This is a genomic window from Buttiauxella massiliensis (assembly GCF_902500225.1).
Taxonomy (GTDB): Bacteria; Pseudomonadota; Gammaproteobacteria; order Enterobacterales; family Enterobacteriaceae; genus Buttiauxella; species Buttiauxella massiliensis.
Window position 1 is genome coordinate 86,608 of the sequence record NZ_LR722660.1, and the last position, 24,096, is coordinate 110,703.

The 24,096-nt window shown below is 50.3% G+C and carries 22 protein-coding genes; 12 read left to right on the forward strand and 10 right to left on the reverse strand.

Annotated elements, in window-relative coordinates; translation table 11 throughout:
- Positions 1-156: 156 nt before the first annotated feature.
- The gene (gene radC, locus GC128_RS17720; protein ID WP_151995399.1) at positions 157-834 is read right to left on the reverse strand and encodes a RadC family protein; all 678 of its coding nucleotides are present in this window, start codon (positions 832-834) and stop codon (positions 157-159) included.
- A 164-nt stretch (positions 835-998) separates the two neighbouring features.
- Between radC and coaBC the strand changes: the two genes are divergently transcribed.
- From coaBC to slmA, 3 genes are all read left to right on the forward strand, one after another.
- Positions 999-2,210, forward strand: coding sequence for a bifunctional phosphopantothenoylcysteine decarboxylase/phosphopantothenate--cysteine ligase CoaBC (gene coaBC / locus GC128_RS17725; RefSeq protein WP_151995426.1), 1,212 nt, complete (start codon positions 999-1,001; stop codon positions 2,208-2,210).
- Positions 2,188-2,646, forward strand: coding sequence for a dUTP diphosphatase (gene dut, locus GC128_RS17730; RefSeq protein WP_193216278.1), 459 nt, complete (start codon positions 2,188-2,190; stop codon positions 2,644-2,646). Before coaBC ends, dut begins: the two co-directional genes overlap by 23 nt.
- Positions 2,647-2,766: 120 nt before the next feature.
- Positions 2,767-3,363: a nucleoid occlusion factor SlmA gene (gene slmA, locus GC128_RS17735; protein ID WP_151995400.1), complete on the forward strand. Its 597-nt coding sequence runs from the start codon at positions 2,767-2,769 to the stop codon at positions 3,361-3,363.
- A gap of 30 nt (positions 3,364-3,393) precedes the next feature.
- Here slmA and pyrE read toward each other — a convergent pair whose 3' ends face one another.
- Positions 3,394-4,035, reverse strand: coding sequence for an orotate phosphoribosyltransferase (gene pyrE, locus GC128_RS17740; RefSeq protein ID WP_151995401.1), 642 nt, complete (start codon positions 4,033-4,035; stop codon positions 3,394-3,396).
- A 58-nt stretch (positions 4,036-4,093) separates the two neighbouring features.
- Entirely contained in the window at positions 4,094-4,810 is a 717-nt protein-coding gene (gene rph, locus GC128_RS17745; RefSeq protein WP_034461471.1) for a ribonuclease PH, read from the reverse strand.
- Positions 4,811-4,934: 124 nt separating this feature from the next.
- Here rph and GC128_RS17750 point away from each other — a divergent pair, with 124 nt between their 5' ends.
- Together GC128_RS17750 and GC128_RS17755 are read left to right on the forward strand one after the other, a co-directional pair.
- The gene (locus tag GC128_RS17750) at positions 4,935-5,798 is read left to right on the forward strand and encodes a YicC/YloC family endoribonuclease (RefSeq protein ID WP_151995402.1); all 864 of its coding nucleotides are present in this window, start codon (positions 4,935-4,937) and stop codon (positions 5,796-5,798) included.
- Between the two features lie 236 nt (positions 5,799-6,034).
- Positions 6,035-6,652, forward strand: coding sequence for a trimeric intracellular cation channel family protein (locus tag GC128_RS17755; RefSeq protein WP_151995403.1), 618 nt, complete (start codon positions 6,035-6,037; stop codon positions 6,650-6,652).
- Here GC128_RS17755 and ligB read toward each other — a convergent pair.
- Positions 6,646-8,337, reverse strand: coding sequence for an NAD-dependent DNA ligase LigB (gene ligB / locus GC128_RS17760; protein ID WP_151995404.1), 1,692 nt, complete (start codon positions 8,335-8,337; stop codon positions 6,646-6,648). The genes GC128_RS17755 and ligB overlap by 7 nt on opposite strands.
- A 256-nt stretch (positions 8,338-8,593) precedes the next feature.
- On the opposite strand from ligB, the gene gmk reads away from it, so the two are divergent.
- From gmk to recG, 5 genes are read left to right on the forward strand one after another with little or no spacing between them, the layout of a single operon-like run.
- Positions 8,594-9,217, forward strand: coding sequence for a guanylate kinase (gmk, locus tag GC128_RS17765; RefSeq protein ID WP_034461475.1), 624 nt, complete (start codon positions 8,594-8,596; stop codon positions 9,215-9,217).
- Positions 9,218-9,271: 54 nt separating this feature from the next.
- Complete coding sequence (gene rpoZ / locus GC128_RS17770; RefSeq protein ID WP_034461476.1) at positions 9,272-9,547, forward strand: DNA-directed RNA polymerase subunit omega; 276 nt, start codon at positions 9,272-9,274, stop codon at positions 9,545-9,547.
- Between the two features lie 18 nt (positions 9,548-9,565).
- Complete coding sequence (gene spoT / locus GC128_RS17775) at positions 9,566-11,677, forward strand: bifunctional GTP diphosphokinase/guanosine-3',5'-bis pyrophosphate 3'-pyrophosphohydrolase (RefSeq protein ID WP_134187697.1); 2,112 nt, start codon at positions 9,566-9,568, stop codon at positions 11,675-11,677.
- A gap of 4 nt (positions 11,678-11,681) precedes the next feature.
- Complete coding sequence (trmH, locus tag GC128_RS17780; RefSeq protein WP_151995405.1) at positions 11,682-12,371, forward strand: tRNA (guanosine(18)-2'-O)-methyltransferase TrmH; 690 nt, start codon at positions 11,682-11,684, stop codon at positions 12,369-12,371.
- Between the two features lie 4 nt (positions 12,372-12,375).
- Complete coding sequence (gene recG, locus GC128_RS17785) at positions 12,376-14,457, forward strand: ATP-dependent DNA helicase RecG (protein WP_151995406.1); 2,082 nt, start codon at positions 12,376-12,378, stop codon at positions 14,455-14,457.
- A 4-nt stretch (positions 14,458-14,461) separates the two neighbouring features.
- Here recG and gltS read toward each other — a convergent pair whose 3' ends face one another.
- Positions 14,462-15,664, reverse strand: a complete 1,203-nt coding sequence (gene gltS / locus GC128_RS17790) for a sodium/glutamate symporter (RefSeq protein WP_151995407.1) — start codon at positions 15,662-15,664, stop codon at positions 14,462-14,464.
- Positions 15,665-15,893: 229 nt separating this feature from the next.
- On the opposite strand from gltS, the gene GC128_RS17795 reads away from it, so the two are divergent.
- Both GC128_RS17795 and GC128_RS17800 read left to right on the forward strand, forming a co-directional pair.
- Entirely contained in the window at positions 15,894-17,285 is a 1,392-nt protein-coding gene (locus GC128_RS17795; protein WP_151995408.1) for a nucleobase:cation symporter-2 family protein, read from the forward strand.
- 125 nt (positions 17,286-17,410) lie between these two features.
- Positions 17,411-19,093 carry an AsmA family protein gene (locus tag GC128_RS17800; RefSeq protein WP_151995409.1) on the forward strand — a complete coding sequence of 561 codons (1,683 nt, stop codon included), beginning with the start codon at positions 17,411-17,413 and terminating at the stop codon, positions 19,091-19,093.
- 22 nt (positions 19,094-19,115) lie between these two features.
- Here the strand turns inward: GC128_RS17800 and fabY are convergent, their stop codons facing one another.
- The 5 genes from fabY to typA all read right to left on the reverse strand — a co-directional run bounded on the left by fabY (position 19,116) and on the right by typA (position 23,981).
- The gene (gene fabY, locus GC128_RS17805; RefSeq protein ID WP_151995410.1) at positions 19,116-20,057 is read right to left on the reverse strand and encodes a fatty acid biosynthesis protein FabY; all 942 of its coding nucleotides are present in this window, start codon (positions 20,055-20,057) and stop codon (positions 19,116-19,118) included.
- A gap of 44 nt (positions 20,058-20,101) precedes the next feature.
- A complete protein-coding gene (gene dtd / locus GC128_RS17810; RefSeq protein WP_064514968.1) occupies positions 20,102-20,539 on the reverse strand; it encodes a D-aminoacyl-tRNA deacylase in 438 nt (145 codons plus the stop codon).
- Positions 20,536-21,408 carry a virulence factor BrkB family protein gene (locus GC128_RS17815; RefSeq protein WP_064514966.1) on the reverse strand — a complete coding sequence of 291 codons (873 nt, stop codon included), beginning with the start codon at positions 21,406-21,408 and terminating at the stop codon, positions 20,536-20,538. The genes dtd and GC128_RS17815 overlap by 4 nt, the downstream gene beginning before the upstream one ends.
- Entirely contained in the window at positions 21,405-22,001 is a 597-nt protein-coding gene (yihX, locus tag GC128_RS17820) for a glucose-1-phosphatase (protein WP_151995411.1), read from the reverse strand. Before yihX ends, GC128_RS17815 begins: the two co-directional genes overlap by 4 nt.
- A 153-nt stretch (positions 22,002-22,154) precedes the next feature.
- Positions 22,155-23,981 (reverse strand): ribosome-dependent GTPase TypA, encoded by a 1,827-nt coding sequence (gene typA, locus GC128_RS17825; protein WP_064514962.1) that lies wholly within the window; start codon positions 23,979-23,981, stop codon positions 22,155-22,157.
- Positions 23,982-24,096: the final 115 nt, after the last annotated feature.

Here is a 24,096-nt window from a genome sequence, read left to right on the forward strand (position 1 = left end):
GCCGCAAGCCTGGTCCCTGGCGGTTCAATGTGAACCACAGTGCCAGGCGCATAATGCCAAAACCCGAGATTCTCAAAGGTGGCGTAGTATACGCTGCCTAACGCATGTGCTCAAGTCCCGAACAGACAAAGATCCCCAAGGATCGCGCAATTCGTCTTAAATCCACCCACGTTCGGCAAAAGAAACGTACTCTCCACGGCCAATAACAAGATGATCGAGCACTCGAATTTCCATAAACAGGCAAGCTTTTACGATACGTTCAGTAATAACACGATCAGCTTTACTCGGTTCTGCTCGACCAGACGGGTGATTATGCGCGAGTATTAGCGCCGCTGCATTGGATTTCATCGCTTCACGCACAATTTCTCTCGGATGAACCTCAACATGGTTCAATGTTCCCGAAAACATAGGGCAATGTTTAATCACCCGATGCTGATTATCTAAAAAAATAACCATAAAGATCTCACGCTCTGCTGTGGTCAGTTGGCTTTGGATGAAATCCCTTACGGAATCAGGCCCCTTGAGCGTTAATTCCTCAACACCACGAGAATAGTAATAACGCCTCGCAAGCTCAGCAATGGCATTCAACTGGGTGTATTTCGCGCTCCCAATACCTTTCACATCTTTGAATTGCGAATAATCAGCCGACAGCAGCCGACTTAACGAGCCAAACTGATGTAGCAAGCTTTGCGCAAATGCCATGACATTCATATTCCTGCAGCCAGTGCGTAAGAAAAGCGCCAGTAACTCCACGTCAGATAATGCGCTAGCCCCAAATTTCAAAAGCTTTTCCCGCGGCATATCCGCTTTGTCTTGCCTCAATGACTCATCCATCAGAACCTCCTTGCCCTTCGTTATCACTATTTAGCACAACTCAAGCAACGCATACGACACGCAGATATTCTCCATGCGGGATGTCTCGCAAACTGCAAAAAGTCGATACCGAATGAGTGTGGTAAAATATTCAGATGACTGTGACTTCTGGTGGAAAAATCATGATTGGGCTTGCTGGCAAAAAAATTGTTCTGGGTGTGAGCGGCGGTATCGCTGCTTACAAAACGCCAGAGCTGGTACGCCGTCTGCGCGAACGCGGCGCTGAGGTGCGGGTAGTAATGACTGAGGCCGCCAAAGCCTTTATTACGCCACTGAGTTTACAAGCCGTGTCAGGTTATCCTGTGTCAGATAGCTTGTTAGATCCCGCAGCAGAAGCGGCTATGGGGCATATCGAATTAGGCAAATGGGCTGATTTAGTTATTCTTGCGCCGGCGACAGCTGATTTAATTGCCCGCATTACCGCAGGGATGGCAAATGACCTTGTGAGCACGATTTGCCTTGCAACACCCGCACCCGTTGCCGTTTTGCCAGCCATGAACCAACAAATGTATCGGGCAACAGCAACTCAGCACAATCTTGAGGTTTTATCTACACGCGGCCTATTGATCTGGGGGCCCGATAGCGGCAGCCAGGCCTGTGGCGATATAGGCCCTGGCCGTATGCTTGACCCATTAGCGATTGTTGAGATGGCAGCGCAACATTTTACTGTCATCAAAGATCTGCAACATCTTAATGTCATGATTACCGCAGGCCCAACTCGTGAACGCCTGGACCCGGTGCGTTACATCACCAACGATAGCTCAGGGAAAATGGGCTACGCAATTGCTGCTGCTGCTGCTGCACGTGGTGCAAATGTGACATTAATTTCCGGCCCTGTTTCTTTGCCAACTCCACCATGGGTAAAACGCATTGATGTCACCACGGCCCTCGAAATGGAAGCCACGGTTCAACAACATGTCCAGGGGCAGCAAATTTTTGTTGGCTGTGCGGCTGTTGCAGACTATCGTGCCGCCGCCGTTGCTGAAGAAAAAATCAAAAAGCAAGGCGATGAAATCACAATAAAAATGATAAAAAACCCGGATATTGTCGCCGGTGTCGCAGCACTTTTAACTCATCGTCCTTATGTTGTTGGGTTTGCCGCCGAAACAAATAATGTGGAAGAATACGCCAGGCAAAAACGCGTGAGTAAAAACCTCGATCTGATTTGTGCGAACGATGTTTCACAAGAAGGTCAGGGATTTAACAGCGAAAACAATGCATTGCACCTTTTCTGGCAGGATGGAGATAAAGTCTTACCTCTTGAGCGTAAGGAACTCCTTGGCCATCTTTTACTGAACGAGATAGTTACCCGTTATGATGAAAAAAATCGATGTTAAGATTCTGGACCCACGCGTTGGCCAACAGTTCCCACTGCCGACTTATGCAACTTCCGGCTCCGCAGGTCTTGACCTACGTGCCTGTCTGGATGAGGCCGTAGAGCTTGCTCCTGGCATTACCAAGCTGATACCAACCGGACTGGCTATCCATATCGCCGATCCATCTCTGGCGGCAGTCATTCTGCCTCGTTCAGGACTTGGTCATAAGCATGGCGTAGTGTTAGGCAACCTTGTCGGGCTGATAGACTCCGATTACCAGGGTCAGTTAATGGTTTCCGTGTGGAACCGTGGACAAGACCACTTCACCATCGAACCCGGCGAGCGCATTGCACAAATGGTATTTGTGCCTGTTGTTCAGGCTGAATTCAATCTGGTTGAAGATTTCGACTCCAGTGACCGAGGCGAAGGCGGTTTCGGCCATTCGGGTCGCCAGTAACTTCGTTTATAAACGTAACCCCACAGCGTAAAAAATGTGAAAAAACCGCAAACTTTAAGTTTGCGAGCGCTGTGTGGCTACTTGCCTGACAAGTGTGTTATTTCAGGGGTATTTTAGAACATGGCAGAAAAACAAACCGCGAAACGGAATCGTCGCGAAGAAATACTTCAGTCTCTGGCCCAAATGCTTGAATCCAGTGATGGAAGCCAACGAATCACAACTGCCAAGCTCGCGGCGGCTGTTGGCGTTTCCGAAGCTGCACTTTATCGACATTTTCCTAGTAAAACGAAAATGTTCGATAGTCTTATCGAGTTTATTGAAGACAGCCTAATTACCCGTATCAATCTCATTTTGAAAGATGAGAAAGACACACACTCTCGGTTACGTTTGATTGTTCTACTGATTCTCGGGTTTGGCGAACGCAACCCGGGACTTACACGTATTCTCACCGGCCATGCGCTGATGTTTGAACAAGACCGCCTGCAAGGCCGCATCAACCAGCTCTTTGAACGTATTGAAGTGCAATTGCGTCAGGTAATGCGCGAAAAGAAGATGCGTGAAGGCGAAGGGTTTGTAACCGATGAATCGCTGCTGGCAAGCCAGCTTCTGGCATTTTGCGAAGGGACATTGTCGCGTTTTGTACGTAGCGAATTCCGCTATCTACCTACCGATGATTTTGATACCCGATGGCCACTGGTTGCTTCCCAGCTTCAGTAATTGAAAAGGGCCTTTTAAAGGCCCTTTTTCTTACACACCGTACTGAGTACGGTATTCCTGCACAGCCGCTAAATGCACAGCCATCTCAGGTTTTTCTTCAAGGTATTCAACCAAGTCTTTCAGAGTGATGATTGAAATCACTTTGCACTGGTAATCACGCTCAACTTCCTGAATCGCTGATATCTCACCACGGCCACGTTCCTGGCGGTCCAGAGAAATTAGCACGCCAGCCAGTGATGCATTATTAGCGGCAATAATTTCCATGGACTCACGGATTGCGGTACCTGCGGTGATTACATCATCCACCAGCATTACACGCCCTTGCAGCGCACTACCAACCAGATTGCCACCTTCACCATGGTCTTTGGCTTCTTTGCGATTAAAGCAATATGGCAGATCAAGCTCGTGATGTTCGGCCAACGCAACGGCGGTAGTCGTCGCGATTGGAATCCCTTTGTAAGCCGGCCCAAACAGCAAATCAAACTCAATTCCGGAATCCACTAACGCGGCAGCATAAAAACGGCCCAATAGCGCCAGGTCGCGCCCGGTATTGAACAGCCCGGCATTGAAGAAATAAGGGCTGGTACGCCCGGATTTCAGCGTGAATTCGCCAAACTTAAGTACCTGCTTGTTAAGCGCAAACTCAATAAACTGGCGCTGATACGGTTTCATGGATTTGCTCCTCAGTAATTAAGACAAAAAAAAAGGCGACTCTCAGAGTCGCCTAAAATCAATTTTCTAACGCCGCCTTCTGCGCCGTTACGATAGATTCAATTCCCCCTCGTGCCAGCGCTAGTAGCGCCAGTAGCTCTTCATGGGTGAACGGCTCGCCTTCAGCGGTGCCCTGAACCTCAATCATACGGCCATCTTCCATCATCACGACGTTCATGTCGGTTTCTGCGGCAGAATCTTCAACATATTCCAGATCGCAAACAGCAGCACCATTAACGATACCAACTGATACTGCAGCTACCATCCCTTTCATCGGGTTGGTTTTCAGCTTACCTGCGGCCACCAGCTTGTTCAGTGCATCAGCCAGAGCAACACAAGCACCAGTGATTGAAGCTGTACGAGTACCGCCGTCAGCCTGCAGAACATCACAGTCCAGCGTAATGGTGTATTCACCCAGAACTTTCAAATCGACTGCTGCGCGAAGCGAGCGAGCAATCAGACGCTGAATTTCAAGAGTACGACCGCCTTGCTTACCTTTTGCTGCTTCACGGAAGTTACGAGTATGCGTTGCACGAGGCAGCATCCCGTATTCTGCTGTGATCCAGCCCTGGCCCTGGCCTTTCAGAAAACGCGGAACGCCTTCTTCAACAGTGGCGGTGCAAAGTACTTTAGTGTCGCCGAACTCGACCAGCACGGAGCCTTCTGCGTGTTTGGTGTAATTACGAGTCAGGGTGACTGGACGCACTTGTTCGGCGCTACGACCTGATGGACGCATGGGTTATCTCCGGGCTAAAACGAATGTGGCTGCGCATTATACGGACTTCACTCGCTTATTCCTATCCTGGAAGTCCAGGCATGGCTATAATCCCCACATCTATTACGCAATACGGTTACGAAATATGATCCGCAGTATGACCGCCTATGCCCGACGTGAAGTAAAAGGCGAATGGGGCAGCGCCTCCTGGGAGTTACGTTCGGTAAACCAACGCTATCTCGAAACTTATATTCGTATGCCGGAACAGTTCCGCAGCCTCGAACCAGTGGCTCGCGAGCGTATCCGCACCCGCTTAACCCGTGGAAAAATCGAATGTAACCTGCGTTTCGAACCTGATGCTCGCTCTCAAAGCTCTTTGCTGCTCAATGAAAAACTGGCTAAACAGCTAGTTGAAGCAGCTAACTGGGTGAAAATGCAGAGTGACGAAGGCGAAATCAATCCGGTTGATATTCTGCGCTGGCCAGGCGTGATGTCGGCTCAGGAACAAGATCTTGATGCCATCACCGCTGAAATTCTTGCAGCCCTTGATGGTGCACTGGATGACTTCATTATTGCTCGTGAAACCGAAGGCGAAGCTCTGAAGGCGATGATTGAGCAACGCCTGCAAGGCGTGAGCGCTGAGGTCGTCAATGTTCGTGCACAGATGCCTGAAGTTTTAAAATGGCAGCGTGAACGCCTGGTGGCAAAACTGGAAGATGCACAAGTTCAGCTTGAGAATAACCGTCTGGAGCAAGAACTTGTGCTGATGGCTCAGCGTGTCGACGTTGCTGAAGAGCTGGATCGCCTGGAAGCGCACGTCAAAGAGACATACAACATTCTTAAGAAAAAAGAAGCTGTTGGCCGTCGCCTCGACTTTATGATGCAAGAATTCAACCGCGAGTCGAATACTCTGGCATCAAAATCTATCAATTCAGATGTCACCAATTCAGCGATTGAATTGAAAGTGCTGATTGAACAGATGCGTGAGCAGATTCAGAATATCGAGTGATGTTCACATTGCCTTTCTAAGCCCGCACTATGCGGGCTTTTACCATCCAGGCGACCTTAAGCGTCAATTTAAGTAATCCACTTCACATAGATAAAGCACAGAAAACCCCTACCTTTCTGCCACAAGAAGCATTTATGCATTAGTAAATGTAATCAAAACCGCTTCGCTTTAAAAAAACTCAATCGTGACATTGTTCACAAAACGTTACCCTCTCAGCGTTTCCACTGGAGGTATCAATGCTATTACATATTCTTTATTTGGTCGGGATTACCGCCGAGGCAATGACCGGTGCACTCGCAGCAGGCCGCCGACGCATGGATACTTTCGGTGTCATCATTATTGCGACGGCTACTGCACTTGGCGGTGGTTCTGTACGTGATATTCTGCTTGGGCACTACCCGTTAGGCTGGGTGAAACACCCTGAATACGTCGTGATTGTGGCCATTGCCGCTGTACTCACCACGGTGTTTGCTCCTGTGATGCCTCATCTGCGCCGCCTTTTCCTGGTTCTCGATGCGCTTGGATTGGTTGTTTTCTCTATCATCGGCGCACAAATCGCCTTGGATATGGGTGAAGGCCCAATCATCGCCATTATTGCAGCCGTAGTGACCGGTGTATTTGGTGGTGTCCTGCGCGATATGTTCTGTAAACGTATCCCACTGGTTTTCCAAAAGGAACTGTATGCTGGCATAGCATTCGCCTCAGCAGTGCTCTATATCGTTTTGCAGCACTATGTTTCGAACCAGGACGTGGTGATCATTTCCACACTTATCTTCGGATTCACGACACGTTTGCTGGCATTACGTCTGCGCCTTGGATTGCCTGTGTTCCACTACAAACATGCAGATCACTGATCAATAAATCCCCGAATTCCTTGCTGTGCCAGAAAAGCCGCTAGTGCAGCTATTTGGGGATGATTCACAAACTCCACCAGTTTTTTTGCCCTTATCGGACCTACTCCCGGCAGCTTTTGCCAACTAAGCTCATCCCTGGCAACCAAATGTGACCATTGTGAATCGGGCATTGTGGTGAGTACCGCTCTTGGTAACGGTAAGCCAAATGCCAGCAACCACTGCCTGAATGGTTGCTGCCGGGCTTGCGAGAATTGCTGCCACTGATGTGCCGTTCTGGCGACAGACGCATTACTAATCTGAGACAAATCATTCTGAGTGACTGCCAACCAGGAAAAGATATGTTCCAGGTTGAGATTTTGTTGGAGCTGCTGCCAGGAACGCACACTAACCCCGTTGATATTCAGTATTTCCGGAGAGCTTAACCACGTGAGGCGAGCAATAAACTGCTCACGGCACCCGCTCTCAAAATAGAGGCAGCTCAGCGTCGTGTTCTTTTGTTCGGATGGTGGTTGCGGTTTATTGCGCGGATTAACTCGCCACACAACCTCGTCAAAACGAGGAATTCCCTGCCCGGCAAGGCTCACCATTATCTGATCGCCTGCGACAATATCCAACGCCTGCCATTTTCTAACTGAACCGATGTTTACTCGTTTAACGTGTTTATCATCAATCTGTAAGGGATGCAGATTAAGTACAACGGAGACTTTGCCCGTACGCCCCACAGCAAACTGAACGCTTTTAACTTCAGCAACTTGCTGTAATGGCGGATATTTCCATGCAACTACCCATGCAGCCTTTCCCGGAGCCCAGTACTTTCCCGTTGGTTCAACCCCTTCTCGGACAACCACGCCATCTGTCACAAAGGGTAATGGGGTCGTAAACCATGACTCGCGCTGCTTCAATATCTCATCTATAGAATTAACGGACTTTGACCAGGTTTTAGTCAGCGGGAAACCGGCCTGCGCAAGTACTTCCATTTTCTGGTTCATTTGCGTTGGGCCGTCGGGCCAGGCCCATATAAAGATCCCCAACTCTTTGAGTAAAGCAGTGTCACCCTTGCGCATCATAGCGCCAGCAGTTTTTCCTCGGGCGTTAATGCTGCCCATTGTTTTCTGTACGTGATTATCTCTTTTCCAGAAGATCTCACCCTGCAGCACACTATTGGCAAGTGGGCCGATAAGGGTTTGAGGGATGTCAGGAATCCTTTTGGCTTTTACTGTCCAATCCTGTCCTTTTTCACCATCACCCCGGCTCAGAAGTTGAACGAGGCGACCCTGGCGATAAACCAATGTCACTGCCACACCATCCACTTTCGGCTGTACCCAGAGATCGGTTTTGCCTTTTACCCACAATCCAACGGCTGTTCTGTCGGGAAGTTTTTTAACACCAGTATGAGCAACGGGATGAAGCGCTTTGCCATGCGTGAATAACCCAGGCTGTTGAGGTTCTTCTGTTGGGTTAAAGCACCGCTGCCAATTATTGAACTGGTTACGTAGGCCATCGTATGTAGCATCACTGACGATACTAACACCTTGTTGATAATAGGCTTGATCCCATTCCCCAAGCTTTTCTTTCAATGTCGCCATCTCCTGCTGGGCTTGCTCAGAGGACCAGACCGGACATGATGCTGCCGCCATTGCGCTGAACATCCCCAGCAACCCGATAAACTTTGTTATCCACCTCATATGACCCTCCGCGTAAAAGCAAAGAGAGATATAACGCTCAAAAACAAGCTGTGCGATTGGGTTTTAAAAAGGATGCGAGGGGCTTTCAGAGGTTTTTAATGTGTTGCAGTAATACGGCATGCTTTTTGGAAATCCTTGCGCAAAATGGCAGAAATATTGCTGGTGAGTGCGACAAATTCTCCGTGACACGTAGACGGCGTGTATAATAGGCCCGTATACGCACTTCTTTTTATGCTTACCGAATAAGTTAGAACTCATGGCTCAAGGCACGCTTTATATCGTTTCCGCCCCAAGTGGCGCAGGGAAATCCAGCCTCATCCAGGCTTTGTTAAAGACACAACCGCTGTATGACACGCAAGTTTCTATCTCCCATACCACTCGTGGTATTCGTCCGGGAGAGAAACATGGCGAGCACTATTTCTTTGTGGAAAAGGAAGAGTTTAAGCAGATGATTGCTGAAGACGCTTTCCTTGAACACGCGGAAGTGTTTGGTAATTACTACGGCACTTCACGCCATGCCATTGAGCAAGTCTTGGCAACAGGTGTAGATGTTTTTCTGGATATCGATTGGCAAGGTGCCAAGCAGATTCGTGAGAAAATGCCGCAAGCCCGCAGTATTTTTATTCTGCCACCGTCGAAAGACGAGTTAGACCGTCGCTTACGTGGCCGTGGGCAGGACAGTGAAGAAGTTATTACGAAGCGAATGGAGCAGGCTGTTGCAGAAATGAGCCATTACGCTGAATACGACTATTTAATCGTCAACGACGATTTTGACACCGCACTGTCAGATTTAAAAATTATCATTCGTGCCGAGCGTCTACGAATGGGTCGCCAAAAAGCGCGACATGACGCTTTAATCAGCAAACTATTGGCAGACTGAGCCCAGTTTCAGTATCATGCCCAGTCATTTCTTCATCTGTGGAGCATTTTAATTATGGCACGCGTAACTGTTCAGGACGCTGTTGAGAAAATTGGTAACCGTTTTGACCTGGTTCTGGTCGCCGCACGTCGCGCTCGTCAGATGCAAACTGGTGGTAAAGATCCACTAGTGCCTGAAGAAAACGATAAAACGACTGTAATCGCACTGCGCGAAATCGAAGAAGGGTTGATCACTAACCAGATTCTCGATGTTCGTGATCGTCAGGAACAGCAAGAGCAGGAAGCCGCAGAACTGCAGGCTGTTACCGCTATTGCTGAAGGTCGTCGTTAATTAGCCTGCGGGTAGCCCTTGTATCTGTTTGAAAGCCTGAATCAACTGATTCAACCATACTTGCCCGAGGAGCAGATTAAGCGACTTCGGCAAGCATACCTTGTTGCGCGTGATGCTCACGAGGGACAAGCACGTTCAAGCGGTGAACCCTATATCACCCATCCTGTAGCTGTAGCCTGCATTCTGGCCGAGATGAAACTCGACTATGAAACACTGATGGCTGCACTACTGCATGATGTGATCGAAGACACCCCTGCCACCTACCAGGATATGGAACAACTGTTTGGCAAAAGCGTTGCCGAACTGGTGGAAGGGGTATCTAAGCTCGACAAACTGAAATTCCGCGATAAGAAAGAAGCTCAGGCTGAAAACTTCCGCAAAATGATCATGGCGATGGTGCAAGACATCCGCGTCATTCTGATCAAACTCGCCGACCGTACGCATAACATGCGCACTCTTGGGGCTTTGCGCCCTGATAAGCGTCGACGCATTGCTCGCGAAACCCTCGAAATTTACAGCCCTCTGGCACACCGTCTTGGTATTCATCATCTGAAAACCGAGTTGGAAGAGCTGGGCTTTGAAGCGCTTTACCCGAACCGTTACCGCGTCATTAAAGAAGTGGTTAAAGCGGCACGCGGTAACCGCAAAGAGATGATTCAAAAAATCCTCTCTGAAATCGATGGTCGTTTGCAAGAAGCCGGTATTCCGTGCCGCGTCAGCGGTCGCGAAAAACACCTTTATTCCATTTACTGCAAAATGACGCTCAAAGAGCAGCGTTTCCACTCGATTATGGATATTTACGCCTTCCGCGTAATTGTTCACGACATGGATACCTGTTACCGCGTTCTTGGGCAGATGCATAGCCTATACAAGCCACGTCCGGGCCGGGTTAAAGACTATATCGCCATTCCAAAAGCGAACGGATATCAGTCACTGCATACTTCAATGATTGGCCCACACGGTGTGCCGGTTGAAGTGCAAATCCGTACTGAAGATATGGACCAGATGGCAGAAATGGGTGTTGCTGCTCACTGGGCTTATAAAGAGCAAGGTGAGAGTGGTACTACCGCGCAAATCCGTGCCCAGCGCTGGATGCAGAGCTTGCTGGAGCTCCAGCAAAGCGCCGGTAGCTCATTTGAATTTATCGAGAGCGTAAAATCCGATCTGTTCCCGGATGAGATTTACGTTTTCACCCCGGAAGGGCGCATTGTCGAATTGCCGGCTGGTGCGACACCTGTCGATTTCGCCTATGCCGTACATACCGATATCGGCCACGCATGCGTTGGTGCTCGTGTCGACAGACAACCCTATCCGCTGTCTCAGTCGCTCAGTAGCGGCCAGACAATCGAAATCATTACCGCACCGGGCGCTCGCCCGAATGCCGCATGGTTGAATTTCGTTGTGAGCTCTAAAGCCCGCGCCAAAATTCGCCAGATGCTGAAAAACCTTAAACGTGATGACTCTGTTAGCCTCGGGCGCCGCCTGCTTAACCATGCGTTAGGTGGTAGCCGCAAGCTTGCCGAAGTTCCGCCAGAAAATATTCAACGTGAGCTTGAGCGCATGAAACTCGCCACGCTTGATGATTTGCTGGCTGAAATTGGCTTGGGTAACGCCATGAGTGTAGTTGTCGCGAAAAACCTGCAAGGTGAATCACAAGCGTCTTTACAGGCGAATGCTCTGCCGCATAGCCATCTGCCTATCAAAGGTGCAGACGGCGTGCTGATTACTTTTGCTAAGTGTTGCCGCCCAATTCCTGGCGACCCGATAGTTGCTCACGTTAGCCCTGGTAAAGGGTTGGTTATCCACCATGAGTCTTGCAGGAATATTCGTGGCTACCAGAAAGAAGCCGAGAAGTTTATGGCGGTGGAATGGGATAAGGAAACAGAGCAAGAGTTCCTCACTGAAATCAAAGTAGATATGTTCAACCATCAGGGTGCGCTGGCAAATCTGACGGCTGCTATCAACACAGCAGGCTCAAATATCCACAGCCTGAATACCGAAGAAAAAGATGGTCGCGTCTATAGCGCGTTTATCCGTATGTCTGCCCGCGATCGTGTTCATCTGGCTAATATTATGCGCAAAATCCGCGTGATGCCGGATGTGATCAAAGTTACCCGCAACCGAAACTAGTGTTATGAATCCTCAACGTTATGCGCGTATTTGCGAGATGCTCGCCAGGCGTCAACCTGATCTGACCGTCTGCATGGAGCAAGTCCATAAACCTCATAACGTCTCGGCGATTATTCGCACCGCAGATGCTGTGGGTGTACATGAAGTTCACGCAGTCTGGCCGGGTAACCGAATGCGCACCATGGCCTCTTCTGCTGCGGGAAGTAATTCCTGGGTTGAAGTTAAAACGCACCGCGACATTGGCGAAGCAGTTGGCTATCTAAAAAGCAGCGGGATGCAAATCCTCGCCACCAACCTTTCTGATAAAGCCGTCGATTTCCGCGAAATTGATTACACCCGCCCGACCTGTATTTTGATGGGGCAGGAAAAAACCGGTATCACTCAAGAAGCTTTAGCGCTGGCAGACCAGGACATCATTATTCCGATGATCGGGATGGTGCAATCGCTCAATGTGTCCGTTGCTTCCGCACTTATTCTTTATGAGGCACAGCGCCAGCGCCAGAATGCCGGGATGTACCAGCGCGAAAACAGCACCCTGCCGGAATCCGAACAACAGCGCCTGCTGTTTGAAGGCGGCTACCCTGTACTGGCGCGAGTTTCCCGCCGTAAAGGTTTGCCCTACCCACATGTGAATCAGCAAGGTGAGATAGAAGCTGATGCCGCATGGTGGGCCACTATGCAATCTGCGGAGTAGCTGGATGAAAGGCCGTTTGCTGGATGCCATACCGTTAAGCACGCTTGCCGGAGTCGGCGCCAGCCAGAGCGGCAAACTGGCCAAAATTGGCCTGTACACCATTCAGGATCTTCTGCTCCACCTGCCGCTTCGCTACGAAGACCGTACCCATCTCTACCCTATCAATGACCTGCTGCCAGGCGTTTACTCCACGGTGGAAGGTGAAGTGCTGAACTGCAATATCAGTTTTGGCCGCCGCCGTATGATGACCTGCCAGATTTCTGACGGTACCGGCATCCTGACGATGCGTTTTTTCAACTTCAACGCGGCAATGAAAAACAGCCTCGCGACCGGTAAACGCGTGCTTGCCTATGGCGAAGCAAAACGCGGCACGCACGGCGCAGAAATGATTCATCCTGAATACCGCGTTCAGGGCGACCTCAGTACACCAGAATTGCAGGAAACACTGACGCCGGTTTACCCGACGACGGAAGGCATTCGTCAGGCGACGCTGCGCAAACTGACCGACCAGGCACTTGAATTACTGGATACCTGCGCTATTGCCGAATTGCTACCGGCTGATTTGAGCAAGGGAATGATGAGTCTGCCAGAAGCGCTACGCACTCTGCATCGCCCGCCGCCATCAATGCAGCTCGCCGATCTGGAGACGGGAAAGCACCCGGCTCAGCAGCGATTAATCCTTGAAGAATTACTGGCACATAACCTGAGCATGCTCGCGCTGCGCGCGGGTGCTCAGCGTTATCACGCGCTGCCTTTGCATGATCATGACGAATTAAAAAACCGCCTGTTGGCTGCTCTGCCGTTTAAACCAACAGGTGCGCAGGCTCGCGTTGTGGCCGAAATCGAACACGACTTAGCGCTGGATGTACCAATGATGCGCCTGGTACAAGGTGATGTGGGGTCAGGTAAAACTCTGGTTGCCGCACTCGCCGCATTGCGTGCGATTGCGCATGGCAAACAAGTGGGCCTGATGGCACCAACCGAATTGCTCGCCGAGCAGCACGCCAATAACTTCCGCCAGTGGTTTGCGCCTCTGGGCATTGAAGTGGGCTGGCTTGCAGGCAAGCAAAAAGGGAAAGCGCGTATCGCTCAACAGGACGCGATCGCAAGCGGTCAGGTGTCGATGGTGGTGGGAACGCATGCGATCTTCCAGGAACAGGTGCAGTTCTCGCAACTTGCACTGGTTATCATTGATGAACAACATCGCTTTGGTGTTCATCAACGCCTGGCGTTGTGGGAAAAGGGCCAGATTCAGGGCTTCCACCCGCATCAGCTCATCATGACTGCTACACCTATTCCGCGCACGCTGGCAATGACGGCTTACGCCGATTTAGACACATCTACGATCGATGAACTCCCACCTGGCCGTACTCCGGTAACAACCGTCGCTATTCCAGACTCACGCCGCAACGATATTATCGAGCGGGTGCGAGAAGCGTGTAGCAATGAAGGCCGTCAGGCGTACTGGGTTTGTACGTTGATTGAAGAATCTGAGCTGCTTGAAGCCCAAGCCGCGGAAGTTACGTGGGATGAGCTAAAAATAGCCTTGCCTAATCTGAATGTCGGCCTGGTTCATGGCCGCATGAAGCCGCAGGAAAAGCAGGCTGTGATGCAGGCTTTTAAAGAAGGTTCAATTCATCTGCTGGTTGCGACAACGGTTATTGAAGTTGGTGTTGATGTACCAAATGCCAGCCTGATGATTATCGAAAACCCTGAGCGTCTGGGTCTTGCTCAGCTCCATCAGCTTCGTGGCCGTGTGGGTCGTGGTGCGGTTGCATCTCACTGTGTGTTGCTTTACAAGTCACCACTATCGAAAACCGCACAGCTGCGTTTACAGGTACTGCGTGATAGCAACGATGGCTTCGTGATTGCTCAGAAAGATTTAGAAATTCGTGGTCCGGGGGAATTACTCGGCACACGCCAGACGGGAAGTGCCGAGTTTAAAGTAGCGGATCTATTGCGCGACCAGGCGATGATCCCGGAAGTACAGCGCCTAGCGCGCCATATTCATGAACGCTATCCCGAGCAGGCAACCGCGCTCATTGAACGCTGGATGCCTGAAACGGAACGCTATTCAAACGCCTGATGGCTTAGCCAAAGATTGGCAGCATCAAATACATCTTGATGACCAGCGCGTTAACGATATCAATAAAGAACGCGCCAACCATCGGCACTACCAGGAACGCCATATGTGACGGGCCGAAGCGCTCGGTAATCGCCTGCATATTGGCGATCGCCGTTGGCGTTGCCCCAAGGCCAAAACCACAATGCCCCGCAGCCAGAACCGCCGCATCGTAGTTCTTCCCCATCAAGCGATAAGTCACGAAAATCGCATACAACGCCATAAAGATGGTTTGTACGGTCAAAATTGCCAGCATCGGCAACGCCAGCGAAGCCAGTTCCCACAGCTTGAGGCTCATCAGCGCCATGGCGAGGAACAGCGACAAACAGACGTTCCCTAATACGGAAACCGCACGTTCAAATACCCGATAGAAACCGAGCAGTGACATGGTGTTGCTGAGGATAACCCCAACAAATAACACGCAAACGAATGTCGGCAATTCGAAGCTGGTGCCTTGAATGAGATGGCCGACAAACTTACCGACCGTAAGGCAGATAGCAATCATCGCGATGGTTTCTATCAACACCATAGAGGTGATCATGCGCCCTACCGCTGGCTTTTCGAATGCGGTTGGATCAATGCTATCTTCTGGTGTGCCATCGGGTGTTGAGGAGTGTTTGACCAGATAACGCGCCACTGGCCCGCCAATCAAACCGCCCAATACCAGACCAAATGTTGCGCAAGCCATTGCCACTTCGGTGGCATTCTGGAAACCATAACGTTCGGTAAACAGTTTGCTCCAGGCTGCACCCGTACCATGCCCGCCTGATAACGTAATAGAACCCGCCAGTAAACCCATTAATGGATCAAGGCCCAACAGGCTCGCCATACCGATACCAATGGCGTTTTGCATGACCAGCAAACCCACCACCACAACCAGGAAAATACCGACAACTTTGCCACCCGCTCGCAAGCTAGACAGGTTGGCGTTCAGGCCGATTGTGGCAAAGAAGGCAAGCATCAAAGGATCTTTGAGGCTCATATCAAATTCAAATTCCCAACCGACACTTTTTTTGAGTACCAGCAAGGCAAGGGCGATTAAGAGTCCACCCGCTACGGGTTCAGGGATGGTGTATTTTTTTAATAGCGGTATGGTGTGGACCATTTTTCGGCCCAGTAATAACACGAGAGTCGCAGCAACAAGGGTAGAAAGGGTGTCGAGATAAAACATAGAAGTGCTCCTGTTTGCGCATATTTCTCACAGACGCTTTTAATTATCCTTCACTGGAATTTCAGGTTCTAGAAAAGTCAGCAGCTGGATTTTAACCAAAAAACAGTCGAAAGTTATATAAAAAGCTCGGCATATACACTTTTTATCTTAGGAAACACCCTTAGCAAACGTTTGCTTTTGGCCTTCAGTCCGCTAAAATCACCGTTTTTTCGGGAGGGGATAATTTCTAATGTCTGTTAATGCTGTTGAGTCTGAAGGTGCGCAACCGATTGCCCACACTAGTTCCAGTGAGTTGATTTACCGCCTGGAGGACCGTCCACCTCTCCCGCAAACTCTATTCGCTGCTGGGCAGCATTTATTAGCTATGTTTGTCGCGGTGATCACACCTGCGATGTTGATTTGCCAGGCTCTGGGACTTCCAGCAGAAGATACCCAACACATTATCAGTATGTCCCTGTTCGCATCAGGCGTGGCATCAATTATCCAGATTAAAGCGTGGGGCCCGGTAGGCTCTGGGCTTCTGTCTATTCAAGGCACCAGCTTTAACTTTGTCGCACCGCTGATTATGGGTGGCATGGCATTAAAGAATGGCGGGGCTGATGTTCCGACGATGATGGCTGCACTTTTTGGCACCTTAATGCTCGCAAGCTGCACCGAGATGCTTTTATCGCGCTTCCTGCACCTTGCTCGCCGCATTATCACGCCACTGGTCTCCGGCGTAGTTGTGATGATTATTGGTCTTTCCTTAATTCAGGTTGGACTGACATCTATTGGCGGTGGCTACGGCGCAATGAGCGACCACACCTTTGGCGCACCGAAAAATCTGCTGCTGGCAGGCGCAGTATTAGTGGTCATTATTCTTCTGAATCGCCAGCGCAACCCGTACTTGCGCGTGGCTTCGCTGGTTATCGCCATGGCAGTAGGTTACGCACTTGCCTGGGCGATGGGCATGCTGCCTGATGTTGCGCCATCAACCAATACTGATTTAATTATGGTGCCAACGCCGCTTTACTACGGCCTGGGCATTGACTGGAACCTACTGATTCCGCTGATGCTGATCTTTATGGTGACATCCCTTGAAACCATTGGCGATATTACGGCGACGTCTGACGTCTCCGAGCAACCGGTTTCTGGCCCGCTTTATATGAAGCGACTGAAAGGAGGCGTACTGGCCAACGGCCTGAACTCCTGCGTTTCTGCCGTATTCAATACTTTCCCTAACTCTTGCTTCGGCCAGAACAATGGCGTGATTCAGCTTACGGGTGTTGCCAGCCGTTATGTTGGATTTGTCGTCGCGTTGATGCTGATTGTGTTGGGCCTGTTCCCGGCAGTAAGTGGGTTTGTGCAGCACATTCCTGAGCCAGTTTTAGGTGGCGCAACTATCGTGATGTTCGGCACGATCGCTGCCTCCGGTGTGCGTATAGTCTCCCGCGAGCCACTAAATCGTCGTGCGATTATGATTATCGCGCTGTCTCTGGCGGTGGGTATGGGCGTTTCACAGCAGCCACTGATTCTTCAGTTTGCTCCTGACTGGCTAAAAACGTTGCTCTCCTCCGGTATCGCTGCCGGTGGTATCACCGCTATCGCGTTAAACCTGATTTTCCCACCTGAAAAAAATTGATGTACCTCACGCGCTGGTTATTTGTTAGCGCCAGCGCGTGTTACCCCTCCTGACAATCCCATCCTTGAGCTATAACGGTAAATGGGGCATAACACCCTTACCGAAACTTCATGGGATGGAAGACAATGAAATTTCTAGGAAAGCTGATCATAGCTTTATTGGTTGTCATAATAGTGGCACTCATAGCCGCTTATTTATTACTTCAAACTCGTTGGGGAGCATCCCAAATCAGTAGTTGGGTCAATGAGAAGAGTGATTACAATTTCTCTTTTGAAGTGATCGACCACAAGTGGGCATCGCCCACTCATGTCACGCTGACAAACGTCACCTTCGGACGCAAAGGCCAGCCAGCGACTCTGGTTGCGCAAAATATTGATATTGGCCTGAGCTCACGTCAATTTTCAGAGCCTTTGCACGTCGATACGATTTTGCTGCAAAACGGAACGCTAAATATCAGCCCCAATGCTGCCCCGCTACCCTTCCAGTCCGATATGCTGCAATTGAGCGATATGGCAATCAACAGCCCAAATACTGGGTGGGATCTGCACGCTCAACGCGTCAACGGAGGAGTAATACCCTGGCAGCCAGAGCAAGGTAAAGTGCTGGGTAATACTGCTGATATTCAATTTAGCGCCGGCTCCATGACACTTAACGGTGTTCCGGCTACCAACGTTTTGTTGCAAGGTGCGATTAATAACGAACAGGTGACGCTCTCAACCATCGGTGCAGACATTGCGCGTGGCTCGCTCACCGGTAATGCAAACCGCCTTGCCGATGGCTCCTGGCAGATTGGCAGCTTACGGCTCAACGATATCCGCCTACAAACCAATAAATCCATTACCGATTTCCTGGCCCCTCTTGGCAGTGTCCCTTCACTGAAAATCGATAGTCTTGAGGTGACAGATGCGCGCATGGAAGGAAAAGACTGGGCAATAACCGATTTAGATCTGAGTTTGCGCAACCTGATGTTGGCAAAGGGCGGCTGGCAAAGCGATGACGGGCGTTTATCGATGAATGCCAGTGATTTTATTATTGGTGCGTTGCAGCTAAACGACCCTATCGTGAATATCGATTTTAACCCGCAAACCGCTGTGATTCGCCAGTTCACTTCCCGTTGGGAAAGAGGCATGGTTCGCGCCTCAGGCGAATGGCAACGCAATGAGAAAAAACTGGCACTTGATGAGCTGGTTTTTGCCGGGCTGGAATATACGCTGCCAGCTGACTGGAAAGCACGCTGGATAGAGCCTTTACCGCAGTGGTTAAACACTGTGACGATTAAAAAACTGTCGGCAAACCGCAATTTGATCATCGATATTGATCCCGCCTTCCCGTTCCAGCTCACCGCATTAGATGGCACGGCGAACAATCTCGAAGTAGTGCGCAATAGCCAGTGGGGAATATGGAGTGGGAACGCCACACTGAACGCCGCGGCCGCCACGTTTAACCGCGTCGATGTTCGCCGCCCATCCATTTCATTGAATGCTGCTGACAGCCAAATATCTATTACAGAACTTAGTGCTTTTACTGGTGAAGGTATGCTGGAAGCGACTGGCGCTATCTCGCAGGCTCCACAACGAAATGCGGCGATGAATCTGCGCGGGCGTGCGGTGCCAGTAAATGTGTTGCAGCAATGGGGATGGCCAGCGCTGCCGCTTGAAGGCAACGGTAATTTGCAGCTTTCAGTAACCGGTAACCTTGCAGCTCAAACACCACTGAAACCCACGGTGAACGGGACACTACAGGCCACCAGCGCCGACGGAAAACAAGTACAACAGACCATGCAGAATGGAGAAGTACCCGGCGCATAAGCGCCGGGCTGTAACCCTTCAACTATTCTTCTTCGTTGCCGCCCTCTTCAAGCGGGCCAAAAGGTTTCGCGGGGAGAACCAGATACACACCTTCAAAAACAGCGCCTTGCGTATCATCACCGTAAAGCTCAACTTGCAACGCAACGCGAGCCTTGCGGCCACGCGCGAGACGGTCCAGATCGCCGCTCAACGAGCCTAAGTCAGCAATCGCTCCCGGTCTTCCGGTGATCGGGCTGCTATATCGGATATGTGCATCAGCCAGAATAATCGTGCCGCCAAGATGGCGTTCACGCAGCATCAGCCAAATCAGCCCCCAGCCGGTAAGCGTTGCCAGCGAAAACAGGCTGCCAGCGAATAAGGTTTGATGGGGATTTTGATTCCCCGCTTCCGGCATGGTGGTAATAAATTTCTGCCCGGTGTATTGCAGGATGCGCACACCCATCTTCTCGCTAAGCGGAATATGTTCGTACCAGGCCTGTTGTAACTGACCACACCAGTCTGCGCGATGGAGAATGTCATCGAGCGAGGCGACCGGTTTAATCATAAGAAAATGGCGAATAGGTGTGGTGGAAGGAGTGGTGATTTCACCCTGATTCTCAAAACCGAGTTTGGCAAAAAACTCCACGGCATCTTCACGTGCGCTACATACCACACGTTTAACCCCTTCCTGGCGCGCGACAGTTTCCAGCGTCATTGCCACCAGCGTACCCAGACCTTTGTCTTGCACCGAGGGGTGAACCGCCATAAAACGGATCGCTGCTTCGTTATCAGCATTGATATACAAACGGCCAATTGCGACCGGATTGCCTTCTTCATCTACCACCATCTGGTGGTGAGCTAAGGCATCCCAGGCATCGCGCTCGGAGCCTTTGGGTTGATGCAACGGCTTACGTAGCATCTCCCAGCGAAACTGGTAATAGAGCTCAAGCTCTTCTTCGGTTTGCGGTACGCGAAGGTGATACATACATGTACTCTCTCTTGTTACGCGGGACCGTAAAGGCTGCGAATTCAGACCTGTAACCAAAACGTCACTGGGCCATCGTTGGTCAGGCTGACTTTCATGTCGGCGGCAAAGCGACCTGTTTCGGCAACAATGCCCTGCTGTCGACAGCGTTGGACAAAGTATTCATATAGCTCTTCAGCAAGCTCAGGTGCTGCGCCACAAGAAAAACTCGGGCGCATACCGCGTTCGGTATCAGCGGCGAGGGTAAACTGCGACACAACTAGTACGCTGCCACCGGCTTGCTGAACGTTCAAATTCATCTTGTCGTTTTCATCGCCAAAAATGCGGTAACCCAAAACACGTTCGCAAAGGCGATTCGCTTTCTGTTCGTTATCTTCTTTTTCGACACCCAATAACACTAAAAGTCCCGGGCCAATTTCACCCGTCACTTCACCGTCCACGGTGACGCGAGCGTGGGTGACACGCTGTATTAATGCAATCATGGTTCTTCCAATTCTTCCTGCTGTGCTTCGACACGGAGTTTGCGGTAATCACCGAGAGTGACAGTAATTTCGGCGCCGAGCAACACGATACACCAGGTCCAATAGACCCAGACAAATAAAATGGGGATCACGGCTAACACGCCGTAAATCAATTGGTAAGAGGGAAACATGGTGATGTAGAGGGCAAAACCTTTTTTCCCAAGCTCAAACAAAAGAGCAGCCACCAGCGAGCCAATCAGTGCATCTCGCACCGGGACTCGAGTGGTTGGAACAATGCTATATAACATCCAGAATGACAGCCAGGAGAGCAGCAAAGGGAAGATACGCAACACGATATCAATCGTGCTGTTAAAGCCCGTCACCCAGCGCAGCGAAAGCAGATACGAACTGATCACCAGACTCGCACCTGCCAGCAGCGGCCCTAGCGTCAAAATCATCCAGTAGACGGCAAACGAGTATATTTTTGGCCTGGTTCGCGTGCTGCGCCAGATAGTATTTAGCGCGCTATCCACGGCATACATCAGCAGCAATGCAGTAACGATAAGGCCACAGGCCCCCACAGCAGTCATCTTGTTGGAGTTAGCAACAAACTGTTCGATATAGCGCTGGATGATATCGCCCGTCGCGGGCAGAAAATTTGAGAAGACAAAATGGCGCAGTTGGATGCTAACGTCGGCAAACATCGGGAAAGCTGCAAATAACGCAAACACTACCGCAACCAAAGGCACCAGTGAGAGCAATGACACGTAAGCAAGGTTACCTGCAAGCGTGGTCATATTGTCCTGGTCAATCCGATGCCAGAGCAATTTACCCCAGGCGATACAGGGCCTGAGGTGCTTGCTCGTTTTGCGATGAACGTCTTTTATCATAGGCTTGTTGAGAAATAATCGGGCACCGTGTTTTTACCGGTCACCAAAATGCTGGTGATCCCCACCTGTTGAGCTCCTTTAATATTATCGGCGTTGTCGTCAAAAAAGACGGCTTCACTGGCAGAAAACCCTTCTTCTTCGAGGAGTTTTTGATAGATCTCAACGTCGGGTTTACGCATGCCCATTTCCTGGGACAGATAGATTTTATCTACCGCCTCGGCTATTTGCGGGTATTCACCTGGCCAGAAATAAGTATGTAAGCGGTTGGTATTAGAGAGCACAACGACACGATGGCCTTGTTCACGAAGTTTGTTCATCACATCAATAACTTCCGGGCGTAGACCAACAAAAATAGCCTGCCAACCGGCAGAGAACTGATCAAAGCTCAACGCCATGCCCATTTCTTCGCATACCGCAGCAGCAAATTCTTCGTCGCTAATTTGCCCCCGCTCGTGGCGTTGAAACGCCTCGCCCATTACAAAGCTTTTCTGCAAATTCGCTAGCGGGACACGGCTGTAATCGCTCCAGACCCCCATTACTCGGTTGAAGTCGATATCAACGATGACGTTTCCTAAATCAAAGATATACAGCATAAGCCTCTCCTTTGCGCATGGACAAATAACTGTAGCGGTAAAGGGTAGCTTTGACTATCGCTGATAAAAAAGCGATCCGGGTTCTGCGAGTTATTAAGCAAAAAAAAGCCCCGCCTAAACAGGCAGGGCTTCAATGCTTTGCAGGAAAGAAACTTACGCTTCTTTGCTACCACGACCCGCACGTTTGCGGTCGTTTTCAGTCAGGTGACGCTTACGAATACGTACGGAAGTCGGAGTCACTTCTACCAGTTCGTCATCATCGATGAATTCCAGAGCTTGCTCCAGAGACATCTTCAATGCAGGAACCAGAGTTGTTGCTTCGTCAGTACCGGACGCACGCATGTTGGTCAGTTTCTTACCGGTCAGGCAGTTTACAGTCAGGTCGTTAGAACGACTGTGAATACCGATGATCTGGCCTTCGTAAACTTCTGCACCGTGACCCAGGAACAGCTTACCGCGGTCCTGCAGGCTGAACAGCGCAAATGCTACTGCTTTACCCTGGCCGTTAGAGATCAGCACGCCGTTCTGGCGCTGGCCGATTTCGCCTGGCTTAACGTCGTCGTAGTGGCTGAATGTGGAGTACAGCAGACCAGTACCAGAAGTCATGGTCATGAACTCAGTACGGAAGCCGATCAGGCCACGTGCTGGGATCAGGTAATCCAGACGGATACGACCTTTGCCGTCAGGGATCATGTCTTTGACATCGCCCTTACGCTCACCCATTGCCTGCATTACAGAACCCTGGTGCTGTTCTTCGATATCCAGAGTCACGTTTTCGAACGGCTCTTGCATACGACCATCGATCATACGGTTGATTACTTTCGGACGGGACACAGCCAGTTCGAAGCCTTCACGACGCATGTTTTCGATCAACACAGATAGGTGCAGTTCGCCACGACCGGATACACGGAATGCATCCGCATCTTCGGTTTCTTCAACACGCAGTGCAACGTTGTGCACCAGCTCTTTGTTCAGGCGGTCAAGGATCTGACGAGAGGTAACGAATTTACCTTCTTTGCCACAGAACGGAGAGGTGTTGACGTTGAAGAACATAGTAACAGTTGGTTCATCAACAGACAGTGCTGGCAGCGCTTCAACATTTTGCGTATCGCAAAGGGTGTCGGAGATGTTCAGCTCGCCCAGACCGGTAATCGCGATGATGTCGCCGGCTTCAGCTTCGGTGGATTCAATACGCTCCAGACCGAGGTGAGTCAGTACTTTACCGACTTTACCGTTACGAGTTTTACCTTCGCTGTCGATGATAGTGATTTGCTGGTTAGGCTTCACTTTACCGCGTTTGATGCGACCGATGCCGATAACGCCAACGTAGTTGTTGTAATCAAGCTGGGAGATTTGCATCTGGAACGGACCATCAGAGTCAACGGATGGTGCTTTAACGTGGTCAACAATCGCCTGGTACAGCGGGGTCATGTCTTCCGCCATCTCATTGTGATCGTTACCTGCGATACCCATCAATGCTGATGCATAGATGATTGGGAAATCGAGCTGCTCGTCGGTCGCATCAAGGTTAACGAACAGGTCAAATACCTGATCAACAACCCAGTCAGGACGCGCGCCAGGACGGTCAACTTTGTTGATTACAACAATTGGCTTCAAACCGTGGGCAAATGCCTTTTTGGTTACGAAGCGCGTCTGCGGCATTGGGCCATCCATTGCGTCAACGACCAGCAGAACGGAGTCTACCATGGACATTACACGTTCAACTTCACCACCGAAGTCGGCGTGCCCAGGGGTATCAACGATGTTGATACGGTAGTCATTCCATTTGATAGCGGTGTTTTTAGCGAGGATGGTAATCCCACGCTCTTTCTCCAAATCGTTGGAGTCCATCACGCGTTCGGTGGCTTCAGCACGTTCGTTACTGAAAGTACCAGATTGCTGCAGCAGCTTATCAACCAGGGTAGTTTTACCATGGTCAACGTGCGCGATGATGGCGATATTACGCAGATTTTCGATCACAACTTTGCCTCAGGCATTAGAAATAGCGCGTTATTGTACACGTATTAATCGAAGGACATAACAGGATCACAAAGAACTTTTACAAACAATGTAAAAAGTAATGGTTTGTGATCGC